The organism is Pacificoceanicola niger (assembly GCF_048553275.1).
Classification (GTDB): domain Bacteria; phylum Pseudomonadota; class Alphaproteobacteria; order Rhodobacterales; family Rhodobacteraceae; genus Pacificoceanicola.
Map to the genome: position 1 here is coordinate 1 of NZ_JBLZMW010000015.1, position 21,599 is coordinate 21,599.

The 21,599-nt window shown below is 61.2% G+C and carries 23 protein-coding genes and 1 tRNA gene; 16 read left to right on the plus strand and 8 right to left on the minus strand.

What is annotated here, in order from left to right; all coding sequences use genetic code 11:
* The first annotated feature begins 230 nt into the window (after positions 1–230).
* The 12 genes from ACN2XU_RS17290 (at position 231) to ACN2XU_RS17345 (ending at position 9,149) form a co-directional block, all read left to right on the plus strand.
* Entirely contained in the window at positions 231–824 is a 594-nt protein-coding gene (locus ACN2XU_RS17290; protein WP_419411712.1) for a hypothetical protein, read from the plus strand.
* A gap of 88 nt (positions 825–912) precedes the next feature.
* The gene (locus ACN2XU_RS17295) at positions 913–1,122 is read left to right on the plus strand and encodes a helix-turn-helix transcriptional regulator (RefSeq protein ID WP_419411713.1); all 210 of its coding nucleotides are present in this window, start codon (positions 913–915) and stop codon (positions 1,120–1,122) included.
* Positions 1,123–1,267: 145 nt separating this feature from the next.
* Positions 1,268–1,963, plus strand: a complete 696-nt coding sequence (locus ACN2XU_RS17300) for a bifunctional DNA primase/polymerase (RefSeq protein WP_419411714.1) — start codon at positions 1,268–1,270, stop codon at positions 1,961–1,963.
* Between the two features lie 98 nt (positions 1,964–2,061).
* Complete coding sequence (locus ACN2XU_RS17305) at positions 2,062–3,300, plus strand: AAA family ATPase (RefSeq protein WP_419411844.1); 1,239 nt, start codon at positions 2,062–2,064, stop codon at positions 3,298–3,300.
* Positions 3,301–3,531: 231 nt separating this feature from the next.
* Positions 3,532–4,461 carry a terminase large subunit domain-containing protein gene (locus ACN2XU_RS17310; RefSeq protein ID WP_419411715.1) on the plus strand — a complete coding sequence of 310 codons (930 nt, stop codon included), beginning with the start codon at positions 3,532–3,534 and terminating at the stop codon, positions 4,459–4,461.
* 19 nt (positions 4,462–4,480) lie between these two features.
* The gene (locus tag ACN2XU_RS17315; RefSeq protein WP_419411716.1) at positions 4,481–5,065 is read left to right on the plus strand and encodes a terminase TerL endonuclease subunit; all 585 of its coding nucleotides are present in this window, start codon (positions 4,481–4,483) and stop codon (positions 5,063–5,065) included.
* Between the two features lie 58 nt (positions 5,066–5,123).
* Positions 5,124–5,381 carry an HNH endonuclease gene (locus ACN2XU_RS17320; protein ID WP_419411717.1) on the plus strand — a complete coding sequence of 86 codons (258 nt, stop codon included), beginning with the start codon at positions 5,124–5,126 and terminating at the stop codon, positions 5,379–5,381.
* A 4-nt stretch (positions 5,382–5,385) separates the two neighbouring features.
* Positions 5,386–6,684, plus strand: coding sequence for a phage major capsid protein (locus tag ACN2XU_RS17325; RefSeq protein WP_419411718.1), 1,299 nt, complete (start codon positions 5,386–5,388; stop codon positions 6,682–6,684).
* A complete protein-coding gene (locus ACN2XU_RS17330; protein ID WP_419411719.1) occupies positions 6,684–7,295 on the plus strand; it encodes an HK97 family phage prohead protease in 612 nt (203 codons plus the stop codon). The genes ACN2XU_RS17325 and ACN2XU_RS17330 overlap by 1 nt, the downstream gene beginning before the upstream one ends.
* A 1-nt stretch (position 7,296) precedes the next feature.
* A complete protein-coding gene (locus ACN2XU_RS17335) occupies positions 7,297–7,836 on the plus strand; it encodes a hypothetical protein (protein ID WP_419411720.1) in 540 nt (179 codons plus the stop codon).
* A 112-nt stretch (positions 7,837–7,948) separates the two neighbouring features.
* Positions 7,949–8,890, plus strand: coding sequence for a phage portal family protein (locus tag ACN2XU_RS17340; RefSeq protein WP_419411721.1), 942 nt, complete (start codon positions 7,949–7,951; stop codon positions 8,888–8,890).
* Between the two features lies 1 nt (position 8,891).
* Entirely contained in the window at positions 8,892–9,149 is a 258-nt protein-coding gene (locus tag ACN2XU_RS17345) for a hypothetical protein (RefSeq protein ID WP_419411722.1), read from the plus strand.
* An 87-nt stretch (positions 9,150–9,236) separates the two neighbouring features.
* Here the strand turns inward: ACN2XU_RS17345 and ACN2XU_RS17350 are convergent.
* Both ACN2XU_RS17350 and ACN2XU_RS17355 read right to left on the minus strand, forming a co-directional pair.
* Positions 9,237–9,311, minus strand: a tRNA-Asn gene (locus tag ACN2XU_RS17350).
* Positions 9,312–9,391: 80 nt separating this feature from the next.
* Entirely contained in the window at positions 9,392–10,306 is a 915-nt protein-coding gene (locus ACN2XU_RS17355; RefSeq protein WP_419411723.1) for an MBL fold metallo-hydrolase, read from the minus strand.
* Positions 10,307–10,463: 157 nt separating this feature from the next.
* Between ACN2XU_RS17355 and ACN2XU_RS17360 the strand changes: the two genes are divergently transcribed.
* Together ACN2XU_RS17360 and ACN2XU_RS17365 are read left to right on the plus strand one after the other, a co-directional pair.
* Entirely contained in the window at positions 10,464–11,756 is a 1,293-nt protein-coding gene (locus tag ACN2XU_RS17360; protein WP_419411724.1) for an ATP-binding protein, read from the plus strand.
* A gap of 225 nt (positions 11,757–11,981) precedes the next feature.
* Positions 11,982–12,260, plus strand: a complete 279-nt coding sequence (locus ACN2XU_RS17365; protein ID WP_419411725.1) for a hypothetical protein — start codon at positions 11,982–11,984, stop codon at positions 12,258–12,260.
* A 30-nt stretch (positions 12,261–12,290) separates the two neighbouring features.
* On the opposite strand, the gene ACN2XU_RS17370 is transcribed toward ACN2XU_RS17365, so the two are convergent.
* The 5 genes from ACN2XU_RS17370 to ACN2XU_RS17390 form a co-directional block, all read right to left on the minus strand.
* Positions 12,291–14,498 (minus strand): hybrid sensor histidine kinase/response regulator, encoded by a 2,208-nt coding sequence (locus ACN2XU_RS17370; protein ID WP_419411726.1) that lies wholly within the window; start codon positions 14,496–14,498, stop codon positions 12,291–12,293.
* Positions 14,499–14,501: 3 nt separating this feature from the next.
* Positions 14,502–15,677 (minus strand): FIST N-terminal domain-containing protein, encoded by a 1,176-nt coding sequence (locus ACN2XU_RS17375; RefSeq protein WP_419411727.1) that lies wholly within the window; start codon positions 15,675–15,677, stop codon positions 14,502–14,504.
* A gap of 36 nt (positions 15,678–15,713) precedes the next feature.
* Positions 15,714–16,415, minus strand: coding sequence for a response regulator (locus ACN2XU_RS17380; RefSeq protein WP_419411728.1), 702 nt, complete (start codon positions 16,413–16,415; stop codon positions 15,714–15,716).
* 164 nt (positions 16,416–16,579) lie between these two features.
* The gene (locus tag ACN2XU_RS17385; protein WP_419411729.1) at positions 16,580–16,696 is read right to left on the minus strand and encodes an entericidin EcnA/B family protein; all 117 of its coding nucleotides are present in this window, start codon (positions 16,694–16,696) and stop codon (positions 16,580–16,582) included.
* Positions 16,697–16,731: 35 nt separating this feature from the next.
* Positions 16,732–18,561 carry an extracellular solute-binding protein gene (locus ACN2XU_RS17390; protein WP_419411730.1) on the minus strand — a complete coding sequence of 610 codons (1,830 nt, stop codon included), beginning with the start codon at positions 18,559–18,561 and terminating at the stop codon, positions 16,732–16,734.
* Positions 18,562–18,888: 327 nt separating this feature from the next.
* On the opposite strand from ACN2XU_RS17390, the gene ACN2XU_RS17395 reads away from it, so the two are divergent.
* Positions 18,889–19,662: a 3-hydroxybutyrate dehydrogenase gene (locus ACN2XU_RS17395; protein ID WP_419411731.1), complete on the plus strand. Its 774-nt coding sequence runs from the start codon at positions 18,889–18,891 to the stop codon at positions 19,660–19,662.
* A 69-nt stretch (positions 19,663–19,731) separates the two neighbouring features.
* The gene (locus ACN2XU_RS17400) at positions 19,732–20,772 is read left to right on the plus strand and encodes a patatin-like phospholipase family protein (protein ID WP_419411732.1); all 1,041 of its coding nucleotides are present in this window, start codon (positions 19,732–19,734) and stop codon (positions 20,770–20,772) included.
* A 72-nt stretch (positions 20,773–20,844) separates the two neighbouring features.
* Here the strand turns inward: ACN2XU_RS17400 and ACN2XU_RS17405 are convergent, their stop codons facing one another.
* Positions 20,845–21,543: a DUF502 domain-containing protein gene (locus ACN2XU_RS17405; RefSeq protein ID WP_419411733.1), complete on the minus strand. Its 699-nt coding sequence runs from the start codon at positions 21,541–21,543 to the stop codon at positions 20,845–20,847.
* Positions 21,544–21,599 lie beyond the last annotated feature (56 nt).

Consider the following 21,599-nt stretch of genomic DNA (forward strand, 5'->3'; position numbering starts at 1 on the left):
GTGGCGACACGCTATGATCGTTGTCCCAGGGTCTTCCTCTCAGCCATCGCTCTGGCCGCAACCGTCATCTATTGGTTTTGAATCCTGACCCTAGCGGGACCGGCGGTGGGATCGTGGGCGTTTATCAGCGACATGATTATGCAGATGAAAAGCGGCGGGCGCTTGAGGCATGGGCGCAGTTTGTCCTGTCCGAAAGAAATGACAACGTGGTGAGTATAGGGGCTTAGAAAGTGAAATCGCATACGCAAATGATCAGGATTGTGGCCGCTATGCTGGAGGAAAAAGAGGCCCTTGACCTGATAATGTCTGAACACCCGGCGGACACACTTGGCGCGGACTCATATGCCTTTCATAAAGTTATGGGGTTTAGCGATAGTCTGGATTTGAACGAAGCAACGGGGACGCACCTCGACGCCAAAGCGCAAGTGTTAGTGGGATATGCACAAAACTACGGTGGCGCTTATGACTTGGCCGTAAAAGTGTGCAGCACTTATCTTCACAATGATTGGCCTATGCCTGAGGCGCTAAGGTATTTTTCGGCAAGTGTTATGAACGGCGACGTCGAAAGGCCGAAAACTAGAATTTTTAATTCGGCGAAAGATCCGCTTTGGATGAGGAACGAGATTTTTGTTCGATACATGCGATTTCTTATAGAGAAATGCGAATACAAAGCCCAAAGCAATCCGGCTTCTGGCACGACAAGTGCCGCTGACGTTCTCGCGGCGGCGTTTAATGAAAATGGTTATCACATGGTAACATCCGACATGGTTTTGAATGTCTGGAAGAATAAGAAGCTACGCTCGGAAATGGATGCGTTGATGTAGGTTTTTCGTCGGCAGGTTTTACCTGCGACGGGGTATGTTTGTCGCGATTATCTGAGGCCACCAAACGTTCAAGCACGAGGTGGCCCAAATGACTACACAAGGCAGCGCACATCCGCACAAGCGGATCAATGCGGCTCAAGTCTGCGAACTCTGCGGCGGCGTTTCCGATATGTCGCTGCACCGCTGGCTCAATAATCCCGAACTGGCTTTCCCCAAACCCATTTACATCGCTCGACGCCGCTACTGGCGCGAGGCTGATATTATCGAATGGCTGGACGCCCGCGAGGTGGTGGCATGATACAGAAGTCGACCCAAAAGACAAACGAAAACCCCGGCGCGACGGCAATCGCAACCGGGGCTAAAGACGTTGTGCAAGGCGTCTGTTCGTTGCCCGAGTATACCGCACTTTTCCCGATCTTGGCAATGCATTGGGGGGCGCTGGTATGAACGCTCTGCCCCCCCAAGCGATGCTTTCCGCGCCGTGGCCCTACCTGGGCACCCCTGAGGAACGCGCGGCGCTCTTTCGCAAGGAACTGTTGAGCGCGGCCCTGGGCTACGTTGCCAAGGGCTATCCCGTGTTCCCGGCTATGATGATTGACGGGCAGAAAAAGCCGCTTGTCAAATGGGGCAAGGGCGAGGATGGCCACCCGGACCTGACCAAGCGGCGGGCCACGACTGACCCCGAGACGGTCAAGGCGTGGTGGGCGCGCTGGCCGCTTGCTATGATCGGAATGCCCACGGGCAAGCCGTCTGGCGTGGTGGTGCTGGACATTGACCGCAAGAACGGGGTGGACGGGCTGGCCAATCTGCGGGCGGTCGGGATCGACCCCTATTCATTGTCCCCGGTCATTTCCATCACCCCGAGCGGCGGCTTGCATGTGTTCATGCGCCACAACGGTCCGCTCAAGAACTCTGCGGGCCTCTTGGCGGCAGGCGTCGATATGCGGCTATGTCGTCCTGCCCCCGTCTCTACCTTCCATCACCCGCGACGAATACCAATGGGAAGGGGGCAACTATGGGTGCCTGTAACCTTCCCGAGTATCCCCCCGATCTGCGGGTGCTTGAGGATACCAAGCGCGGCGAGAAATTGGCGCGGCGGGCGCTGGACGCTGAGGCGGCGATTGTGGCGGGCGCGATGAACGGCACTCGCAACACGACGCTGAACAACGCGGCGCTCAAGCTGGGCCACAAGGTCGCGACGGGATACCTGCAAGCGGCTGAGGTCGAGGCGGCGCTAATGGAAGCGGCGCAACGGTCGGACCTTGCTCAAGAGGACGGCCCCGAGGCGGTGCGCGCCACGATCAGGAGCGGCTTGACGGCTGGACTGCAAGAACCTGAGCACCCGCAAGACCGGCCCGACTATAGGTCGGCACCGCGCGGCCCGACGATCATTCAACCGGCCCCGGCGCGTGAAAGCCAATTCTATTCGGCGGCATCACTCAAGGGGAAAGCCGTCCCGCCCCGGGAATGGCTGGTGCACGGGCTGGTGCCCCAAAAGACTGTCACGCTTTTCAGCGGCGACGGCGGCACGGGCAAGAGCCTCTTGGCGCTGCAACTGGCGGTCGCGGTCGCGGCGCAAACGGCATGGATAGGCAAGACGGCGAATACCGGGCGCGTGATCTTCCTGAGTGCCGAGGATGACGACGACGAATTGCACCGGCGCTTGGATGACATTCTGAGGGCCGAGCATCGGGACTATGACGATCTGTCGGGCCTCACCCTGCGGTCACTGGCAGGCGAGGATGCGTTGCTGGCGGTCGAGACGCAAATTGCCCTGATGCAATCCGCGCTATTCGAGGAACTGGACAAGCGGGCGGCTGAGGAAGCCCCGGCGCTGATCGTCATTGACACCCTGGCGGACGTGTATCCGGCCAATGAGAACGACCGGGCCAAGGTGCGGAAATTCGTGGGCATCCTGCGCGGTCTGGCGATCAAGCGGAAATGCGCGGTCATGTTGCTGGGCCACCCGTCCCTGACCGGCCTCAATAGCGGCACGGGAACGTCAGGATCGACGGCATGGAACAATTCTGTCCGGTCGCGGCTCTACCTGTCACGGATCACCGACAACGGCTTTGAGCCTGACCCTGACGCGCGGGTGCTGTCCACCAAGAAAGCCAACTATGGGCGCACAGGTGGCGAGATCAACCTCAAGTGGGAAGCGGGCGTATTCGTCGCCGAGGCACAGCCCACGGGGCTTGATGCGCTGGCGGCGGGGGCACGGGGCGAACGGGTATTCCTCAAGCTGCTGGACACCCTGACTGCGCAAGGTCGCTACGTTTCTGCCAGCCCCGGCCCGACAAACGCCCCAACACAATTCGCCAGCCACCCCGAGGCAGAGGGCTGCACAAAGCGGGCGCTCAAGAGCGCGATGGATGCGCTTTTCGGGCGTGGCGAGATCGTCATTGCCAGCCACGGCAGCGGCGCGAAAGCCCGGTCACACATTGCCAGAAAGGGGGCCGATCATGGTCAAGAGTGAGGGTGCAACCCCCGGTGCAATACTTAGTGCAACCCCCCGCCAACGCCCGGTAAACGGGGGTGCGACACATACCCCTTATACCCCGAGCGTTGCACCCGCCCTTGGCGGCTGGGTGCACGCCGAACTTGGCGGGCGAAATCTGGTCCCAATGCCCCCGTCTTGGGAGGGGGGTGTGGTCGCGGGGCGGGATCTTTCTTTCTCTCTCCCAAAAAAATCCGGGTTGTGCTGCTGATGGCAAGAGCATCCAAAGAGGCGGCGGCGGCGCTGCGGTTCCTTCCCAAGCTGATCGTTCCCGAGGGACGCACGGCGGGCAAGCCGCTCAAACTCGCCAGCTATCAAAAGGACTTTGTGCGCGGGGCCTATGCCAAGGACGTTGCGGTGGGCCTGTTGTCCATCGGGCGCGGCAACGCCAAGACCGCGCTTTCTGCGGGCATCGCATTGGGGCATCTGATGGGCGAGATTGCACCCCAGCCCAAGCGCGAGATCATCTTTGCGGCACGGAACCGGGATCAGGCAAAGACCGCATTCGGGTTCCTTGTCGGGTTCATCGAGGGGTTGCCCGAGGACGAGCAGGAGCAATTCACGATCCGGCGCGGCTCCAAGCTGGAAGTCGAGACGGCAGAGAACGGCGGCGGGCTGGCGCGAGTTATCGCGGCGGATGGCAAGTCTATCCTGGGCGGCGCGCCTACGCTGGCAATTCTGGACGAATGCGCGGCTTGGGAGCGTGAGAAGGGCGACAATCTCGAAAACGCTATCCTGTCCGGTCTGGGCAAGCGTGATGGGCGGGCGCTGATTATCAGCACCAGCGCGCCCGACGATACGAACACATTCAGCCGGTGGTTGGATGAACCGCCCCCCGGCACCTACGTGCAAGAGCATCGACCCGAACCGGGCTTGCCGCCCGACGATCTGGAAAGCCTATTGGTGGCAAATCCCGGCGCGGTGGATGGCATTGGCTCAACCCCGGAATGTTGGTGGCACAGGCGCGGCGGGCGATTGCGCGCGGTGGATCTGCGCTGTCGTCGTTCCGCAACCTCAACCGCAATGAGCGTGTCGCGGCGGATGATCGGTCGGTTCTGGTCACGGTGGACGAGTGGCTGGGGGCCGAGGTCGCACCCGACGATATGCCCGAACGCGGGGGCCGGTGGTTCTTGGCGTTGACCTGGGCGGCTCCCGTAGCATGAGCGCGGCGGCGCTCTACTGGCCTGAGACGGGCCGTCTTGAGGCTGTCGGGGCCTTCCCTTGCAAACCTGGGCTTGCGGATCGTGGCGCGGCGGATGGCGTCTCCGGGCGCTATTCCGAAATGCACGAGCGCGGCGAACTGGTGACCATGGGCGAAACGACCGTTCCGGTGGGCCGGTTCATCGGTGACGTTGTGGCAATGCTGGACGGGCAAGCCCCGGCGGCAATCGTGGGCGACAGGTTCCGCCATGCCGAGTTTCTGGAAGCCTTGCGGGACGCGGGCCTGGACCGTGTGCCGTTCATCTGGCGCGGGTTTGGATGGAAAGACGGCTCCGAGGACGTGGAGCGATTCCGGCGGGCATTGTTCGAACAGAAGATCCGAACCGTGCCGTCCCTGCTGCTGCGCTCTGCCTTCGCGGATGCAATCACGCTGGTTGACCCGGCGGGCAATCACAAGCTGGCGAAAGCCCGGTCAACGGGCCGGATCGACCCGGCGGCGGCAACCGTCCTGGCGGTGGCGCAAGGCGTCCGAATGACGAGCGCGCCAAGGGGCAACGGGGGCGCATCGCATGGGGTTGATTAACGAATACAAACGCCATTCTGCGCGCATCACGCGCGGGCCACGGTGGAAGGCGCTGCGAATGCAGGCGCTGGACCGTGACGGCTGGCAATGCGTCCAGTGTGGCGAGCGGCGGCGGCTGGAAGTGGACCACGTTCTGCCCGTCCGTGATCGGCCTGACCTCGCCTATGCGTTGGCAAATTTGCAGTGCCTTTGCGGGCGCTGTCACTCCCGAAAAACACGGATCGAGATCGGCTTGGGCCGACCCGACCCCAAGCGTGATGCTTGGAAAAAGCTGGTCCGAGACACGAGCCAAAACACAGTCGAGCACAAAGGATAGCGACATGTTGACATCGAAAAAGCTGGAGTTGCGCCGCTCCGAAATCCGGCAGTCTCTTGCCGAACTTGCGAGCATCGAAACCCCGTCTGACGACGAGGTGCGCAAGATGGGCGCTCTGGATATGGAATACCGCGCCAAGGAAACCCAATATCGCGCGGCCTTGATTGCCGAGGATGAGGAACGCCGGGACGCCGGGGCCGAACTGGAAACCCGTTCCGGACGTGAGTGGTCCGAGATCATGGCAGGCTTTGAGGTGCGCCAAGTCGCGGCTGCGCTGGATCACGGGGCGCAACTGACCGGCAAGACGGCGGAAATTGTGACCGAACTGCGCGACAAGGGCGCATACCAGGGCATCCCGGTGCCGTGGGAAGCGCTGGAAATCCGGGCGGGTGAGACCATTGCCAGCGGGACGCCTGACCCGATCCAGACGCGCCCGATCATTGACCGGCTGTTCCCGGAAAGCGTTGCCGCCAAGATGGGTGCGCAAATGATCAATATCGGCGTCGGTGAAGCCGAATGGCCGGTGACTACGCAAGGCGCGTCGGTGGGTTGGCAATCCAGTGAAACCGGCAGTGTCGGTGCTGCGCAGGCGTTCCAGACCTCGGACAAGGCGCTTGCCCCGGATCATACCTTGGGCGTTCAAATGAAGATCACGCGCAAGAGCCTGAAACAGTCGGGTTCTGCCATGGAACAGGCAGTCCGCCGCGACATGCAATCCGCAATGGCGCAGGAGATTGATCGGGTGGTGTTCCTTGGCTCTGGATCCAGTGGTGAGCCGCTGGGCATTGTCGCTGGCGCTGCAACCTACGGGATCACGGCAACGGATGTTTCTGATGAACCGACCTATCAGAACTTTCTCGATGAGATCGTCGCCTTCATGACAGCGAACGCGATCAGCAATCCCGGCCAGGTTCGCGCGCTGATGCGCCCGGAACTGTTCGGAAAGCTGGAAGGCACACTGAACAGTGTGACCCAGACGACCGAGTATTATCGCTTGGCCTTTCTGCTGGCTGGTCGTGATGCAACCGGCACTTTCCCGGCGAATATCAATGTGTCTGCAAACTCTCTCGCAGCCCCGACCGGCAGTCCGCTTGCAACGTCCATGGTTCTGAGCACCAGCACTGGCGGGGTTGCACCCGTCTTTGTCGGGACTTGGGGCGCTGTTGATATGATCCGCGACCCGTACAGTGATGCGGCTTCGGGTGGTCTGAGGATAACGGCGCTTTCGACAATGGATGTTACCGTCGCGCGACCGGCTCAAACCCGCATTCTCAATGACATTCAGTTGGCGGCGGGTGCCTGATGCTTTGGGGCGGTCATAGCGGCGGGCTGGAACTCCGCAAGCGGGCATCCGGCGCTTTGGCGCTGCATGGCCGTTTTCCCTATAACAAACGTGCGGTCCTCAGTGATGGGGGCCGCACCGGCAGGCCGCGCAAGGAAGTCATTGCATCGCGGGCCTTTGCCTATCGGGTGGAGCGTCCCGAGGAGGGTATTCACTTTCTTGTCGGGCATTCCTATGATCGGCCTCTTGCATCGCGCGGTGCTGGTACGCTGGACCTGACGGATACCGACGACGCGCTGTCGATTGTCGCCACGATCACGCCAGAAATGCAGGAAGTGAGTTACGTGGCCGACTTTCTGCGTGGCTTTACGGCGGGCTTGATCATTGGTCTTTCGCCGGGGTTCCGCATTCCGCCTCCGCGAACGGTGCCGGATGCAGAGGAAGTGACCGAGGAAGATCCGGCAGAGGGTAACGCTCTCATTCGGACGATCTTTCAGGCGCTCTTGTACGAAATCAGCGTCGTGACGCGGCCAGCGTACGACGAAACGCAGCTAGAGGCGCGTGATTGGAAATTGACCGGCGACGGGCTGGTCATGCCCAAAATGCGACCTGCGCAGCGATGGAGGCTCTGAAATGGCTCATGTTCTGAAACAGACTGAGGAAATCCCGGCGAGTTATCCGTCAGCGACCGGCCTTTCGACGGCGGCGGCGGCGCTGGATGGTGACGTGCTTTGGCAACGGATCGAGGCATATACGGCGCGGCGCTGGACGGCGCGCAATGTGGTGTGGATCGTGGAAGCGAAAGGTGGCGAATGCTGGGAGCCTCCGCTGTCGCCTGTCGTGTCGCTCTCTGGCGCTTGCTGGAACGAGAACACGTTGGAATGGGAAGCCGTGACCGTGGTTGACCATGCTTTAGGGTACATCCTCACCTTTGACGCAACCTACAAGATCACCGCGAGCGTGGGCGGCGGTGATCTTCCGGCGGCTGTGGCTGAGGCATTCCGGCGCTTGGCTGAATATTCGACGGCGCATGAGGACCGCGCCGGGGTATCGCAATCGACTGTGACCGTTGGCCCGATTCAAACCAGCTATTCCCGCAACCCGGCCTTCATGGCGAAGGCGCTTATCAATTCCGGCGCGGCGGATCTTCTGCGCCCATATCGGAGGGCCTGATATGTTCGGATGGTTCAAAAGAAAGCCCGAAACTGAAACCCGATCCAGCGGCACCAACTACACGGCGCAAATTGTGGCGGCGCGGTCTGACTACATCGCCGGGACTAGCGGATTGGCTGAACTGACAAGCACGGTGCAAAGCAGTGTGAGCCTCTGGGAAAGCGGTCTGAGTGTCGCGGACGTTGACGGCACCGACCTGCTGACCAAGCGCGCCTTGGCCCTCGCGGGCCGCGCTTTGGCGCTGCGTGGCGAGGCTGTTTTTGTGATCGAGGAAAACGGGCTGTTGCCCTCTTCCGATTGGGACATGACAACCCGCTTTTCCAAGCCGACCGCCTATCGCGTCGGCATCCCGGGTGCAGGCGGCGGGACCACGCGAACGGTGCTGGCGGCGGAGGTGCTGCACTTTCGCACCGGGGCAGACATGAACATGCCCTACCTGGGCCAATCGCCTTTGCGCCGATCCGGCTTGACGGCGGGCTTGCTGCATCACGGCGAAAGCGCGCTTTCCGAGGTCTACAGGGACGGGCCGATTGGCTCCAGCGTCGTGCCATTCCCTGAAAGCCCGGATACGGACATGGGCGCGATTGCACGGGCGTTCCGGGGGTATCGCGGCAAGGTACAGGTGCGGGATTCAGTCAACGTCACGGCGGCGGGCGGGCCTGCGCCGCAAACCGATTGGAAGCCGCAAAACGTATCGCCTGACATTCAGGGGGCCATGCCTAAAGAAGCTTTGGACGCGGCGCGCTCTAGCGTCCTGATGGCCTTTGGCGTCCTGCCGGGGCTGGCGTCGGCAGCGACCACGGGGCCGCTTGTACGCGAGGCTCAGAGGCACCTTGCTCAATGGGCGCTGCAACCGCTGGCCGAAGGCATAGCCGAGGAATGCGCGGACAAGCTGGGAACGGTGGTCACGCTGGACGTGATGCGACCCCTTCAAGCCTTCGATGCAGGCGGAAGGGCGCGGGCCATGACGGGCGTCATTCAGGCTTTGGCGATGGCGAAAGAGGCGGGCGTTGATCCTGCCGCTGCACTGAAACTGGTAGACTGGGATGGTTGATATGGAACTCGATGTGAAATGCGTTGACTGGACCTTCAAGGTGCAACCGGACAAGACCCGTTCCGGTTTCGAGGTTCACGCAGGGTTCAAACTGTTGAGTTTTCCGCTGCGGATCGAGGATTGCAAGCTGGTGAAGACCCCGAAAGGCACCTGGACGATTTGGACGCCAGACGCGCGGCTCAAGATCAATAAGCGGTCACTGCACGATCTGACCGCCTTTGTGTTCGAGGAATACGAAAAGGCGCGACAGTTGCTTTGAGCGTTCCCCCAGCGTTCCCCCGATCCAAAACGAGAAAAGCCCCCTTGCGGGGGCTTGCTCTTAAATCCCTGTATTTTCAGGGATTTTTGGCTCCGGCGGTAGGGATCGAACCTACGACCAATTGATTAACAGTCAACTGCTCTACCGCTGAGCTACGCCGGAACATGGGGGCCGTATAGCAATCTCGATTCCGGGCGTCCAGAGGCTTTTGTAACAAAATTGGCAATTTTCGACATTCTGTTTCAGCGTAGCGAAAAAACACTCTCGGCGGACAGCTCTCCAATCGGTGTGACGGAGTTTTTTGACGTAAGATCAATTAGGTGGCTCAGGACGTTGCGCTCTGCGGCGGGGAGAAGCGCTGTGGGAGTTTGGGTATAGATCCGGGCTGCCAGGCTGGCGGCCGTGGCGGGGCCGGATTCCAAAGCGGTCAGGATGGCGCGCTCGCGTCCGAGACGATGCGCGAGCAGGTCCGACAGGCGGGCTTCGGGGGTGTCGATCGGGGCGCCGTGGCCGGGATGGAATCGGCGCCATGGCCGACTTTGCAGGCGGCGCAGCGAAGTCATGAAGTCGGTCAGGTCACCGTCCGGCGGCGAGACAAGCGACGTGGCCCACCCCATGACGAGATCACCGGAAAAGAGCACATCCCCAAGGGCGAAACTGAGATGGTTGGCCATGTGTCCCGGTGTGTGAACCGCCTTGAGGGACCAGCCGTCGCCGTCGACACTCTGTTCATCAGCCACTAATACATCCGGCGTGAAAGCATGATCGACACCTTCGCCGCCGCCGACCAGCCCCTGCGACGCCAATCTGTGCATGACCTGCGACCTCCCGGCGGTTGCCGGTCCAAAACCCAGAATCGGCGCGCCGGTGCGCGCGGCCAGTGGGCGTGCGAGGGGAGAGTGGTCCAGGTGTGCGTGGGTGACGAAGATGTGGCTGACGTGCTGGCCCGGTTCCAACGCCGCGAGAATGCGATCAAGATGTCCGCTGTCGTCCGGGCCGGGGTCGATCACCGCAATACCGCGCGTCCCGACAAGATAGGTATTGGTGCCGCGAAAGGTCATTGGCGATGGATTGGGCGCCAGAATGCGGCGCACTCCGGGTTCAAGCGGGTCCGCGACGCCGGGCGCCGGGGTGAAGTCGGGTTGCGGATCAATCACGGGTCGGCTCCTTTGCAAGACGCCCACGGCGGCGGCACAAGACATAGGGTTTCGCGGATTGCCAGAAAGTTCAACCATTCGAAGGGAGCAAGGCCAGTGGATTGCCTGCCCGTCATTTGCGATTCAGTTCCGGTTTGAAAGACGATAGGCTCCGCACATGGATTTCGATTGGCTCAAACGCTACATGCCGCGCAGCCTGTATGGCCGCGCCGCGCTCATTCTGGTGCTGCCGGTGGTGACACTGCAGCTCGTTGTTTCTATTGTCTTTGTTCAAAGACATTTCGAGGGGGTCTCCGTTCAGCTCAGCCGGGATCTGGCGCGCTCTGTGAACCTCGCGGTTTATGAGGCGGCGCGCGGAGAGGATGTGGCGGCGGCGCTTGATCTTCGGATCGTGCCGGTGCCGCGCGACAGCCTGCCCGCCATGGATCAGCGGCGTTGGTTCGATTTCACCGGGATTGCCGTATTGCGCACCCTGCGCGCCCGGGTGACAGGGGTGGAGCAGATCGCCCTGCCGAATGATGAGGATGTCGTGATCTACGTCTCCGACGGCGACAGCACGTACCGGGTCACCGCGGCGCGGGGGCGGGTTTCGGCCAGCAACCCGCACCAATTGCTGGTGAATATGTTGGTGTTCGGTATGTTGATGACCGTGATCGCCTTCCTTTACCTGCGCAATCAACTGCGACCGATCACCCGCCTTGCGCAGGCAGCGGAGGCCTTCGGGCGTGGACGCAACGTGCCGTATTCGCCCTCCGGAGCGATAGAGGTGCGCGCCGCCGGTCATGCATTCCTCGACATGCGGGCGCGGATCGAGCGACAGATCGAGCAGCGCACGATGATGCTGTCGGGGGTCAGCCATGACCTGCGCACGCCGCTCACGCGCATGCGGCTGGGGCTGTCCTTGCTCGACGACGAGGATCGCGAACCGCTTGAGCGCGATGTCGACGATATGCAGCAACTGATTGATGCCTTTCTGGAATTTGCCCGTGGCGACGCGGAATCGGCGGCAGTTGAGCCAACGGATCCCGTGGTGTTGGCCGAAGAGATCGTCGCCAGCGCGCAGCGGACCGGGCAGGCGGTTGCACTGGCAGAGGTCTCGGGCGAGGGCAGTTTTCCCCTGCGGCCCCGCGCCCTCAGACGGGCCATCGAAAATCTGGTGAGCAATGCGCGCCGGTACGGGACGCGGTGCGAGGTCTCCGTGATGATCACGGGCAAATCCCTACGGATCCGGGTAGAGGACGACGGGCCGGGCATTTCGGCGGAAGATCGCGACGATGCGCTGCGCCCCTTTTTCCGGCTCGATCCGGCGCGCAATCAGGACAAGGGAACCGGTGTGGGCCTTGGTCTCGCGATCGCGGCGGATATCGCGCGGGCACATGGCGGCGTGCTGCGTCTGGGCGAAAGCGAGCGGTTGGGCGGGCTCAGGGCCGATATCGTGATTGCGATCTGATCGCCGCGCCGACCGAACGTCTGCCTTGGTTGCAGGACGGGGGCGGTGTCGCGGATACTCTGTGTTTTTGCTGAAAAACCCTTTCGAATTGAACCGGAAGTTCACGTTTCTGCCGTTTACAGGTCACGGTTTCACAATGCGCGACTGCGATTGATATCTCATCAGGTCGCCAATCGGATGACCGTCTCGTGTGCCGAATGCCGGCCCGTTCACAGGAGAGATATCATGAGCCTTACCGCCCTTGTCGCCACTGCGGCCATCGGACTTGTTTCCCTGCCTCCGATCGACACACCCGCGCCGAAGGGGGTGACCCTGACGCAGGCGGCGCCGTTCATCAGCACCCAGGGCATGATCGTACCGAAGGGCGATTACCGCACCATGTCCAATGGCTGCACCTATCGCCGCACACAGGCACCGGGTTATCCGCCGCGCTGGATTCTGGTGATCAACCCCACGCGCATCGGCCTGCCGGCGCCGCGCGGGCGCTGCAGCGGCATGATGTAATCCGCACAGGTGCGACAGGCGGCGGCGTGGTCAGCTCATCTGACCGGCGGCCGCCTCAAGCAGGTTGCTCAGTTTTTGCCGGTCGATCGGCTTTTGCAGGAATGCGGCACCGACGTCTTCGCAGGTCTTCGCCAGCTCGGGTGTGCGGTCTGCAGAGATGATCGCGCAGGGCAGGGGGCCGAGGGTCTCTGAAATTTCCCGATACAGGTCGAGACCGGACGGCCCGGCCCCCAACTGATAATCCAGCAACAGCGCATCGGGCGTGATTTCAAGGTCTTCCAACAGCGACAGTGCCGAGTCGGCATCCTCTGCTTCGATCACATGCACGCCCCAGCTTTCCATCAGAACCGTGATCGCCCGCCGCATTTGTGGATCGTTTTCCACCAGCAGCGTGATCAACCCGGCCTGGGCCAATGAAATCGGGCGGGTCATGCGCGGGGCCTTGGCGCCGCGCGGCACCGGCTGCCCGGCAAGCGGCAGGCTGACCATGAAACAGCTGCCGTGCTCAGGCTGGGACCACAGGCCCAGCGGATGACCAAGCCGCGCACAGGCGCGCTCCACGATGGCAAGCCCGAGGCCAAGTCCGTCATTGTCCGAGGCATTGGCGTCCAGTCGTTTGAACTCCTCGAAAATCGTGTTCTGATCCTCTTCGGCAATCCCCGGCCCGGTGTCCCAGACCTCGACCCGCGCGGTGCCGCCTCGCCGACGCACCCCGACCAGCACGCGCCCGCGCTCGGTATAGCGGATCGCATTGGCCAAAAGGTTCTGCACGATCCGGCGCAAATAGGACGGATCGCTTTCGACGCTGAGCGAACACTCGACCAGCCGCAGCTCCAGACCCTTTTTCTGGGCGAGCACTTCCATCTCGTCGATCAAAGGGCGCAAAATATCGTGCAACGAAACGGCGCCGATGTCGAAACTCACCCCCTCGCCATCCAGCTTGGAAATATCGAGCAGCGCGTCGATGATCGCCTCGGCACTGGTCAGCGCGCTTTCCGTTTTCGCCAGAACCGTGCTGTCCTGGGCATTGCTGGCGCGATCGGCGAGCGAGGCGATATAGAGTTTGGCGGCGGAGAGCGGCTGCAGGAGATCATGGCTCGCGGCGGCAACAAAGCGCGATTTGGACGCATTGGCCCGCTCCGCAGCCGACAGAGCATCCTCAAGCTCCAGCGTGCGCTCCATCACGCGTTGCTCAAGGATCTCATTGAGTTCATGCAGTTTCTGCGCCGCTTCACGCTCGGCGGTGACGTCGGTGACCGAGATGACAAAGCCGCCGTCCGGCATGCCGCGACCAAAGATCTGCAAGGTCATACTGTCGCTGCGGCGGATTTCGAAGCTGATCTGCGCGCGCGGTCCGTCAAGCCGGGCCCAATAGGCAAACCCCTCGCGTGTCAGTCCGCGGGTAAAGACAATTTCCTCGCCAAGCAGGTCCAGCAGGGCAAAGAAGGACGTGCCAAGCTGCATACGCCGCGCGGGCAGGGCAAGCAGGGTTCCGATTTTCTCGTTCCAACCGACAAGGCGGGATTTTTCATCGAAAATACACACCCCCTGGTTCAGGTGATCAAGCGTGGCACGGATCATCCGGGTCTGCTTGTCCTGCAGTTTTGTGCGCTCTTGCCGCTCCAGACGGATGATGTCCGTGACATCGGTCTGCAAGACTACGGTGCCGCCGTTGGCCGTGCGGTGCTCGGACACCTGAAGCCAACGATCATTTGACAGCTGCACGTTGAACATGACGTGCCGATCCTTGTGGCGGCGCATGCGTTTTTCGGCCCAATCCTCCGGCGATTGGTCGGGGGGCAGGGCGAGATAGCGCGAGCGACTGATGCGATCAACATAGTCTTTGAACGCCAGCCCGGCGCGCAGGTCCAGCACGGTGTCGCGAAAATCGCGGCAGAAGCGGGAGTTGCACATCACCAGCACTTCGTTTTTGTCGAAGAGGGCAAACCCCTCGGACACCGTCTCGATGGCATCGGCGAGGTTGCGCCGCGCGGCCTCGGTTTCCTGATTGGCCTGCGCCAGCTGGGCGTTGGAATCGTGCAGCAGGTTGAGCGTGCGTTCGAGTTCCAGAGTACGTTCGCGCACCCGCTTTTCGAGAAGCGCCGCGCGCTCGAATTGCTCATAGGCTGCGCCGGAGGGGGCACCGCCGTATTCGACGCGCTTCATAAGCGATTCAGCGATCTTGATCAGCTTGGCATTCTGGCGCTCAAGCGGATCGTCCGGATTGATCAAAGACACGGCTCAATCGTCCTCGACAGGGGGATAAAAGGCAACGCCGGTCAGAGTCTGATTGACGTGCAGCGCGCCGATTTGTTCGCCATAGGTGGAAAAGCCGAACACCTTGTGCCGCACGAGAATATCGGACACCTCACGGCCTTTTTGATGCTGGGTGCTTTCGATCCGGCGCAGCAGGCAATCGCAGGCCAGGATATGATCCGGCGGGCCATCGGCGCTCAGCGCGGCAAGACGGTTTTCCAGGTGATCGGCGATATCGCTGTGATTGGCGAGGCTCAGCACCATGCCTTCGTCGATGGCGGAGAAAAACACCAGATCGCCGTTCTCGTCGACGCGCTGAATCGACCGCACATGATGGCTGTCGCCAAGGCGCACCACCACCGGATGCGCCGCGAAAGTGAAGGGGGACAACTGATCCGGGTCCTTGCCGAGCAGACGGGCGTATTCCTTGGCTGCGGGCTCGGCGTTCAGCTCCTGCACGAGGCGGCGGTCGGGGTCGGCGGCGGTGACAACCATGCGGGTCTCGCTCGGCACCATGTGATCGAGACTGAACACCCGCACCGGACAGCGCGAGCGGACAAGCGCAAGAAGCGCCGCATTCTGCCGGATCGTGCCATTGCGCGACAGCCAAGTGGCATGGAAATTCTCGCCATCCCCCGCAGAGCCGCCGAAAAGCGGCGCGGGTCCAAGGCCGGAGGTGAGCACGGATGTCAGGTGTTCTTCCTTCAGGGACAGCCCGTCGACCATGAGGAATGCAAATTCTGAGGGCATCTCCGGCGCCCGCTGGTTCAGTTCCATCCGGCTCTGGATCAACCGGTCGATCAAGGCCTGTTCATCGAGGTTGGCAAGATCGTCGATCACAATCGTATTGGCGGAAAAGTGGGTTTCGGGAAACCCGATGGCAATGATCTGGCCATCCTCATAGCCGTCTTTGCCCAACTCGCCCGCAGTCGTACAGGCCAGGACATCCGCGCCGCCAAAGGCGCGATGACTGTTTCGGGTCAGGCCCGAGAAATCCGCATCGGGAGACGCAAACAGACACACAAGAGCATAGGGCCCCGGTCCAAGGCGCATTGCGAGCGTTCCGGCCCTGTCGGGTCCTGTGCATGAGACCTGTGCGACGCGCAACGTCGACGGGGTCCCGGTCTCCTCCCGAGCGGAGCGAGGTTGCGCTCCGTCCAATTGCCCGCCCTTCGAGTGGTTTCGGTGCACCGCAGCTTATTGCGCGGGATCGCCGCTTGGCAAGACCCGGTTGAACCGCGCTTCCTGTGCGACCAGCACAGCCTGTGTCCGGCTGTGCACGCCCAGCTTGCGCATGATGGCTGTGACATGCGCTTTGACCGTGGTTTCGGCAATCGACAGATCATAGGCGATCTGCTTGTTCAGCTTGCCCTCGCAGATCAGGTGCAGGATGCGCGCCTGCTGATTGGTCAGACTGGCCAGCCGTGCGAGGGCGTCATCACGGGCCGGTTCCTTGCCGGCCTGCGGATCAATGTAGCCATCGGGCACGAAGGCCTGTCCTTTGGCCACCGCCTCGAAGGCGCGGCGAAAAACCGAACGCTGCGAATGTTTGGGCACGAAGGCGTCCGCTCCGGCCTTCAGCGCGTGGCTGATCATGGCATTGTCGGCCATTGAGGAGGCGATGATGATCGGCGATTTCGGGGCGGCGTTGCGCAGACGGACCAGACCATCCAGCCCATTCACATCCGGCAGGTTCAGGTCGAGCACGATCAGCCCGATTCCCGTGTCCTGCGCGATGACGTCCAGCGCCTTTTCCAGTGTGCCAGCGCTGCGGATTTCCTCGAAATCCGCGATGGATTGCAACGTCAGAGTGAGGGCATCGCAAAACAGCGGATGGTCGTCCACAACCAAGGCCGTGGTTCGTCCGTTCTCCAAAAGTCGTTCGGCCGCTTCGCTCATGACGGTGCCCTTCCTCCGCATGGGTCCAGCATAGGCGCGTTGCGGCCCGAGGGAACTAGGCGAAAAGTACTACGGGACTGCGCTTGCGCCTGTCTCGGTACGCGAACTGAAAGGGCCGCGGACCCTCGATCCACGGCGCAAGGCTATCACCGATAATGCCGCCCTCAGAACCAGCCGGATACGCGCCGGGCGCCGCCGGAAATATCCTCGCCGACACCTTCTATGGTGGCACAGCCAGCCATCGTCATGGCCAGCGCAATCATCAGCACTGCTCGTTTCATCTCTGCCTCAAGGTCTTTTGACTGTTATGGCGGGCCTATTTGCCCTCCCACCACCATACATCAGGCTGGAACCCGATCCAATCGCCATAGGCGGGAATGACCTCCGGGTAGTGCAGCTCTGCCGCATGGGCGATGTAGCTCACGTCGAACTTGTCCTGGAACGGGATCGCATAGCGCCCCGCCATAAGCAGCCGATCAAGCGCGCGAACCGACGCGACATAATCCTCGCGGCTCGTTGAATTGAGCATGCTGGCGATCATCGCATCCACGGCCGGATCGCAGATGCCGGCCCAATTGCGCCCGCCTTCGACATCCACCGTCTCGCACGACCAATAGCTCAGCTGTTCATTGCCCGGGCTGAGCGACAGGCCGCGCCGAAACGGCGTCATGTCAAAGTCGTAGGTGCCTGTGCGCGCACGGTATTGCGCATCATCGGTCGTGGTGACCACCGCCTCGATGCCAAGGCGTTTAAGCCCTTCGACATAGGTGTCAGCCATGGCGCTTTCCTCCACAGAGCCCTGGCTCAGCAGGATTTCAAGCGTGAAGGGCTCGCCATCAGTGCTTGTCAGAATGCCGTCCACGACCGTCCAACCGGCCTGCTCCAGCAGGGATGCCGCCTTGCGGATGTTCGCCCGGTTGCGGGCCGAGCCATCGGAGACGGGCAGGGTATAGCCCTCCAGCGTGCCGGGCAGCAGGTCGTTTGAATAGGGTTGCAACAGCTCTGCGACCCGTCCCTGTGCCGCGCCCGGCTCCAGCCCAAGAACCGAATTGCCAAAATAGCTCTCAATCCGGTCCTTGCGGCTGCCAACGACGCTTTCGTTGATGTATTCGAAGTTGTAGGCGGTGATCAGCGCCTCGCGCACGCGCCAGTCCGACAGCTTGCCGCGGCGCGTGTTCATCACAAAGCCCGACATGCCGGTGGGACGTGCGTTCGGGATCTCGGATTTCACCACGTCGCCGGACTGGATTGCCGGAAAGGCGTATTGCTCGTCCCATTTGACCGGGTTGTTTTCGCGGTTGGAATTGAGAATGCCCGCCTTGAAGGCTTCGAACTGTGCCGTGCCTTCGAGGAAAAACTCCATGCGGATGGTGTCGAGGTTCATCTGCCCTTTCATGAAGGGCACATCCTTGCCCCAGTAATCGGGATTGCGGGTCAGCTCCACGTACCGGCCCGCTTCGAAATCGCTGACACCGTAGGGGGCCGAACTCATCGGGATCGTGTCGAGCCCGCTTTCGGTGAAATCCTTGTCCGTCCACTGCGCCTGTTTGAGGATCGGCCACATGCCGATCACCAGAGCCAGCTCGCGGTTATCCTCCTCGAATGAGAACCGAACCGAGCGCTCGCCGGTTTTCTCCATTTTCTCGACCTGAGCCCAAACGCCGGTGTAGCGGGTCACGCCGTCGGCCCCGAGGGTGCCGAGCATTTCATAGGTCCACATCACGTCTTCGATGGTCACCGGAGAGCCGTCGGCGAATCTGGCTTCCGGACGCAGGGTGAATTCCGCCCACTCGCGATTCGGCCCGACCTCGATGGATTCGGCCAAAACCCCGTACAGCGCGAACGGTTCATCGTAGCTGCGGCCCATAAGAGACTCGAAGGCAAGAAAGCGGAGCTGCCAAGGTGTTTTGCCTTTGCGGATGAAAGGATTGAGGCTGTCGAAGGTGCCAATCTCACCTGTGATGATGGCGCCGCCCTTGGGTGCGTTCGGGTTGGCATAGGGCAGGGACACAAAATCCGGTGGCAATTGCGGCTCGCCATACATAGCTATGCCATGTTGCGGGTCGGCACTGACGGATGTCGCGCAGAGAATCAGCGCAAGCGCGGTGGCGCCGGACTGCCTTTTCCGGAATAAGTTTAGAAGCATTTCGAAGACAATCCTTTACCGCCCTTTGTTTATTGGCGCCGACCGTAGCGGGGCTTTTACGCCTTTTCAAACTTTTACCTTGGACTCAGGCGCGGATTTGCTTATAACCAAGTTACTGCTCGATAGGTTTCTTGCCTGTATGAAACCTGCCTCAATGACTTAACCCCGGCTTCGGCCGGGGTTTTTTTTGGCCTGATCACGCGGAAGTTCACGGGCGCCGGCATCAGCCGAAATGGGCCGGAACGCCTTCACTTATTGGTGCTTTCGCTTTTCCTTTCGGTCTTGTGCCCTTACGTTCGCTGCACAGCAGCATCAAAGGACTCTGCCATGACACTCAAAGGCAAAACCGCAATCGTCACGGGTTCCAACTCGGGAATCGGTCTGGGAATCGCGCATGAATTGGCCCGTGCGGGTGCCTCCGTGGTGATCAATTCCTTCACCGACCGCGACGAAGACCATGCGCTGGCTGAAGAGATTGCGAAGGAACACGGCACCGACGCGCGCTACATCAAGGCCGACATGTCCAAAGGCGAGGAATGCCGCGCGCTGATCGAGCAGGCCGGCGCCTGCGACATCCTGATCAATAATGCGGGCATCCAGCATGTGGCCCCCATTGACGAATTTCCGGTCGAAAAATGGGATGCGATCATCGCCATCAACCTAAATTCGACCTTCCACACAACGGCAGCGGCCCTGCCGATGATGCGCAAGGCCGGATGGGGCAGGGTGATCAATATCGCCTCGGCCCATGGTCTGACGGCATCGCCCTACAAATCGGCGTATGTTGCCGCCAAACATGGCATCGTCGGCATGACAAAGGTGATCGCGCTTGAAACCGCGCGCGAGCCGATCACGGCCAATGCGATCTGCCCCGGTTATGTTCTGACACCGCTGGTCGAGGCACAAATCCCTGACACCATGGAAAAATATGACATGGGCCGCGACGAGGTGATCGAAAAGGTCATGCTTGAGCGTCAGCCGTCAAAGGAATTCGCCACGGTCGAGCAGCTCGGCGGCACGGCGGTCTTCCTTTGTTCGGATGCGGCCGCGCAGATCACCGGTACGACACTCAGCGTCGACGGTGGCTGGACCGCGCTCTGATCCATTGACGAAACGATCGGGGATGCATCGTCCCCGGTCGGTTGCGCACACTCACGGAAGGGTTAGTCGATGGCACAGCCGATACGGATCAATCTCGCATTGCAGGGCGGCGGGGCCCATGGCGCCTTTACTTGGGGTGTGCTGGATCGCCTCCTTGAAGAAGACAAAGTTGAAGTCGCCGCGATTTCCGGCACCTCCGCCGGAGCGCTGAACGGCGCGGCCATCAAGACCGGGCTGCTCGATGGCGGACGACAGGGCGCGCGGGACAAGCTTGAATGGTTGTGGCAACAGATTGGTGCGCTTGACCACGTTGCAATGCCGGACTGGATGCAGGCGTTCCTGCCGGATCCGGGGATGGTCTCGAAAAGTCTCGAATATTCGCTGCCTTACGTCTGGGGCGAGGCGATGGTTCGCATAATGTCGCCCTATTCATCGGGACCGTTCTACCGCAATCCTCTGGAGCCGATCGTCGCTCAGTTCGACTTTTCCAAGGTCTGCAATGAACACGGACCGGCGCTGTTCGTTTGTGCCACGCAGGTGCGCAGCGGGAAGATTCGAATCTTCACCGAGGCCAACCTCTCCGGCGAGGCGATCATGGCCTCCGCCTGTCTGCCCACGCTCTTTCAGGCCGTCGAATTGCCGGACCCGGAGAGCGGCGAGATCGAGGCCTTCTGGGACGGCGGCTACACCGGCAACCCCGCGCTTTTCCCCTTCTTCGAACCGCGTTTTCCGGATGACATTCTCGTGGTCAACATCAATCCGCTTCACCGCGAGGCCATTCCAGTGACGCCGCCGGAAATCCAAAACCGGATCAATGAAATCAGCTTCAACTCATCGCTGCTGCGCGAGCTCAGAGCCGTCGACTTTGTTCAGCGGCTGATTGCGGACGGCAGCGTACAGCCCGGCAGGATGAAGGACGTGCGCGTCCACATGATCGCGGATGATCCGCTGATGAATGCTCTGTCAGTTGCGACCAAAACCGTGCCGGTGCCATCGGTCATTTCACAGCTCAAGGCGGCCGGACGCCGCGCCGCGGGTGAATTCCTGAATCGCCACCTGGACGATCTGGGAAAACGCCAGACCGCCGATCTGAGAAAGATGTTTGGCTGAAATCATGCAGGATTTGGCCGTGTACTCGGTTCAATCGTGCACATTTTGCCCGATTTCTTGCGCTCAATGCCCTCAGGAGGCTTTGCGCAGTTGCTCTTCGACGGCGATTTTCGCCTTTTCGCCGTTGGGATAAACCAACCCCGCCGAGATCACCAATTTGGCTGCATCTTCGATGGTCATATCGAGTTCGATCACGTCTTCTTCGGGGAAAAACAACAGGAACCCGGACGTGGGGTTCGGCGTGGTTGGGACAAAGACCGAGACAAGCCGCCCCATGGCGTGGGCCTTTTCGGCGACTTCGCCTTTGGTTTCGGTCGATATGAACGCCACGGCCCAGATGCCCTTGCGCGGGTATTCGATCAGGCAGGCCTTTTCAAAACTGCGCTCGCTCTGGGCAAACACGGTTTCCGCGATCTGTTTGATCCCTGAGTAGATTGACCGCACGACGGGCGTGCGCTCGACGAGGCTCTCGGCAAAGCGAATAAGAGAACGGCCGATCAGACCCTTTGCGATCCAACCGACGATAATCGTAAAGAGAAAGAGGAAAATAACACCGACACCACGCAGGTTGATACCGATGTATTCCTCGGGGTTGAGGTTGGCCGGCACCAACGGCAGCACAAAGCCGTCGATCCAGCCAAATACTTTCCAGATCAGCCAGATCGTCAGACCGACAGGCAGGATCACCACCAGCCCGGTCAGGAAGCTCGCCCGGAGGCTGGAGAACAATCCCGGGCGTTTGGGCTCCGGTTCAAAAGGCGAAGACGTCATTGATCTGGATACTCGGCTGGCTCACGTGCCTATTAGCTAAGCGTTGTGACGCCGGG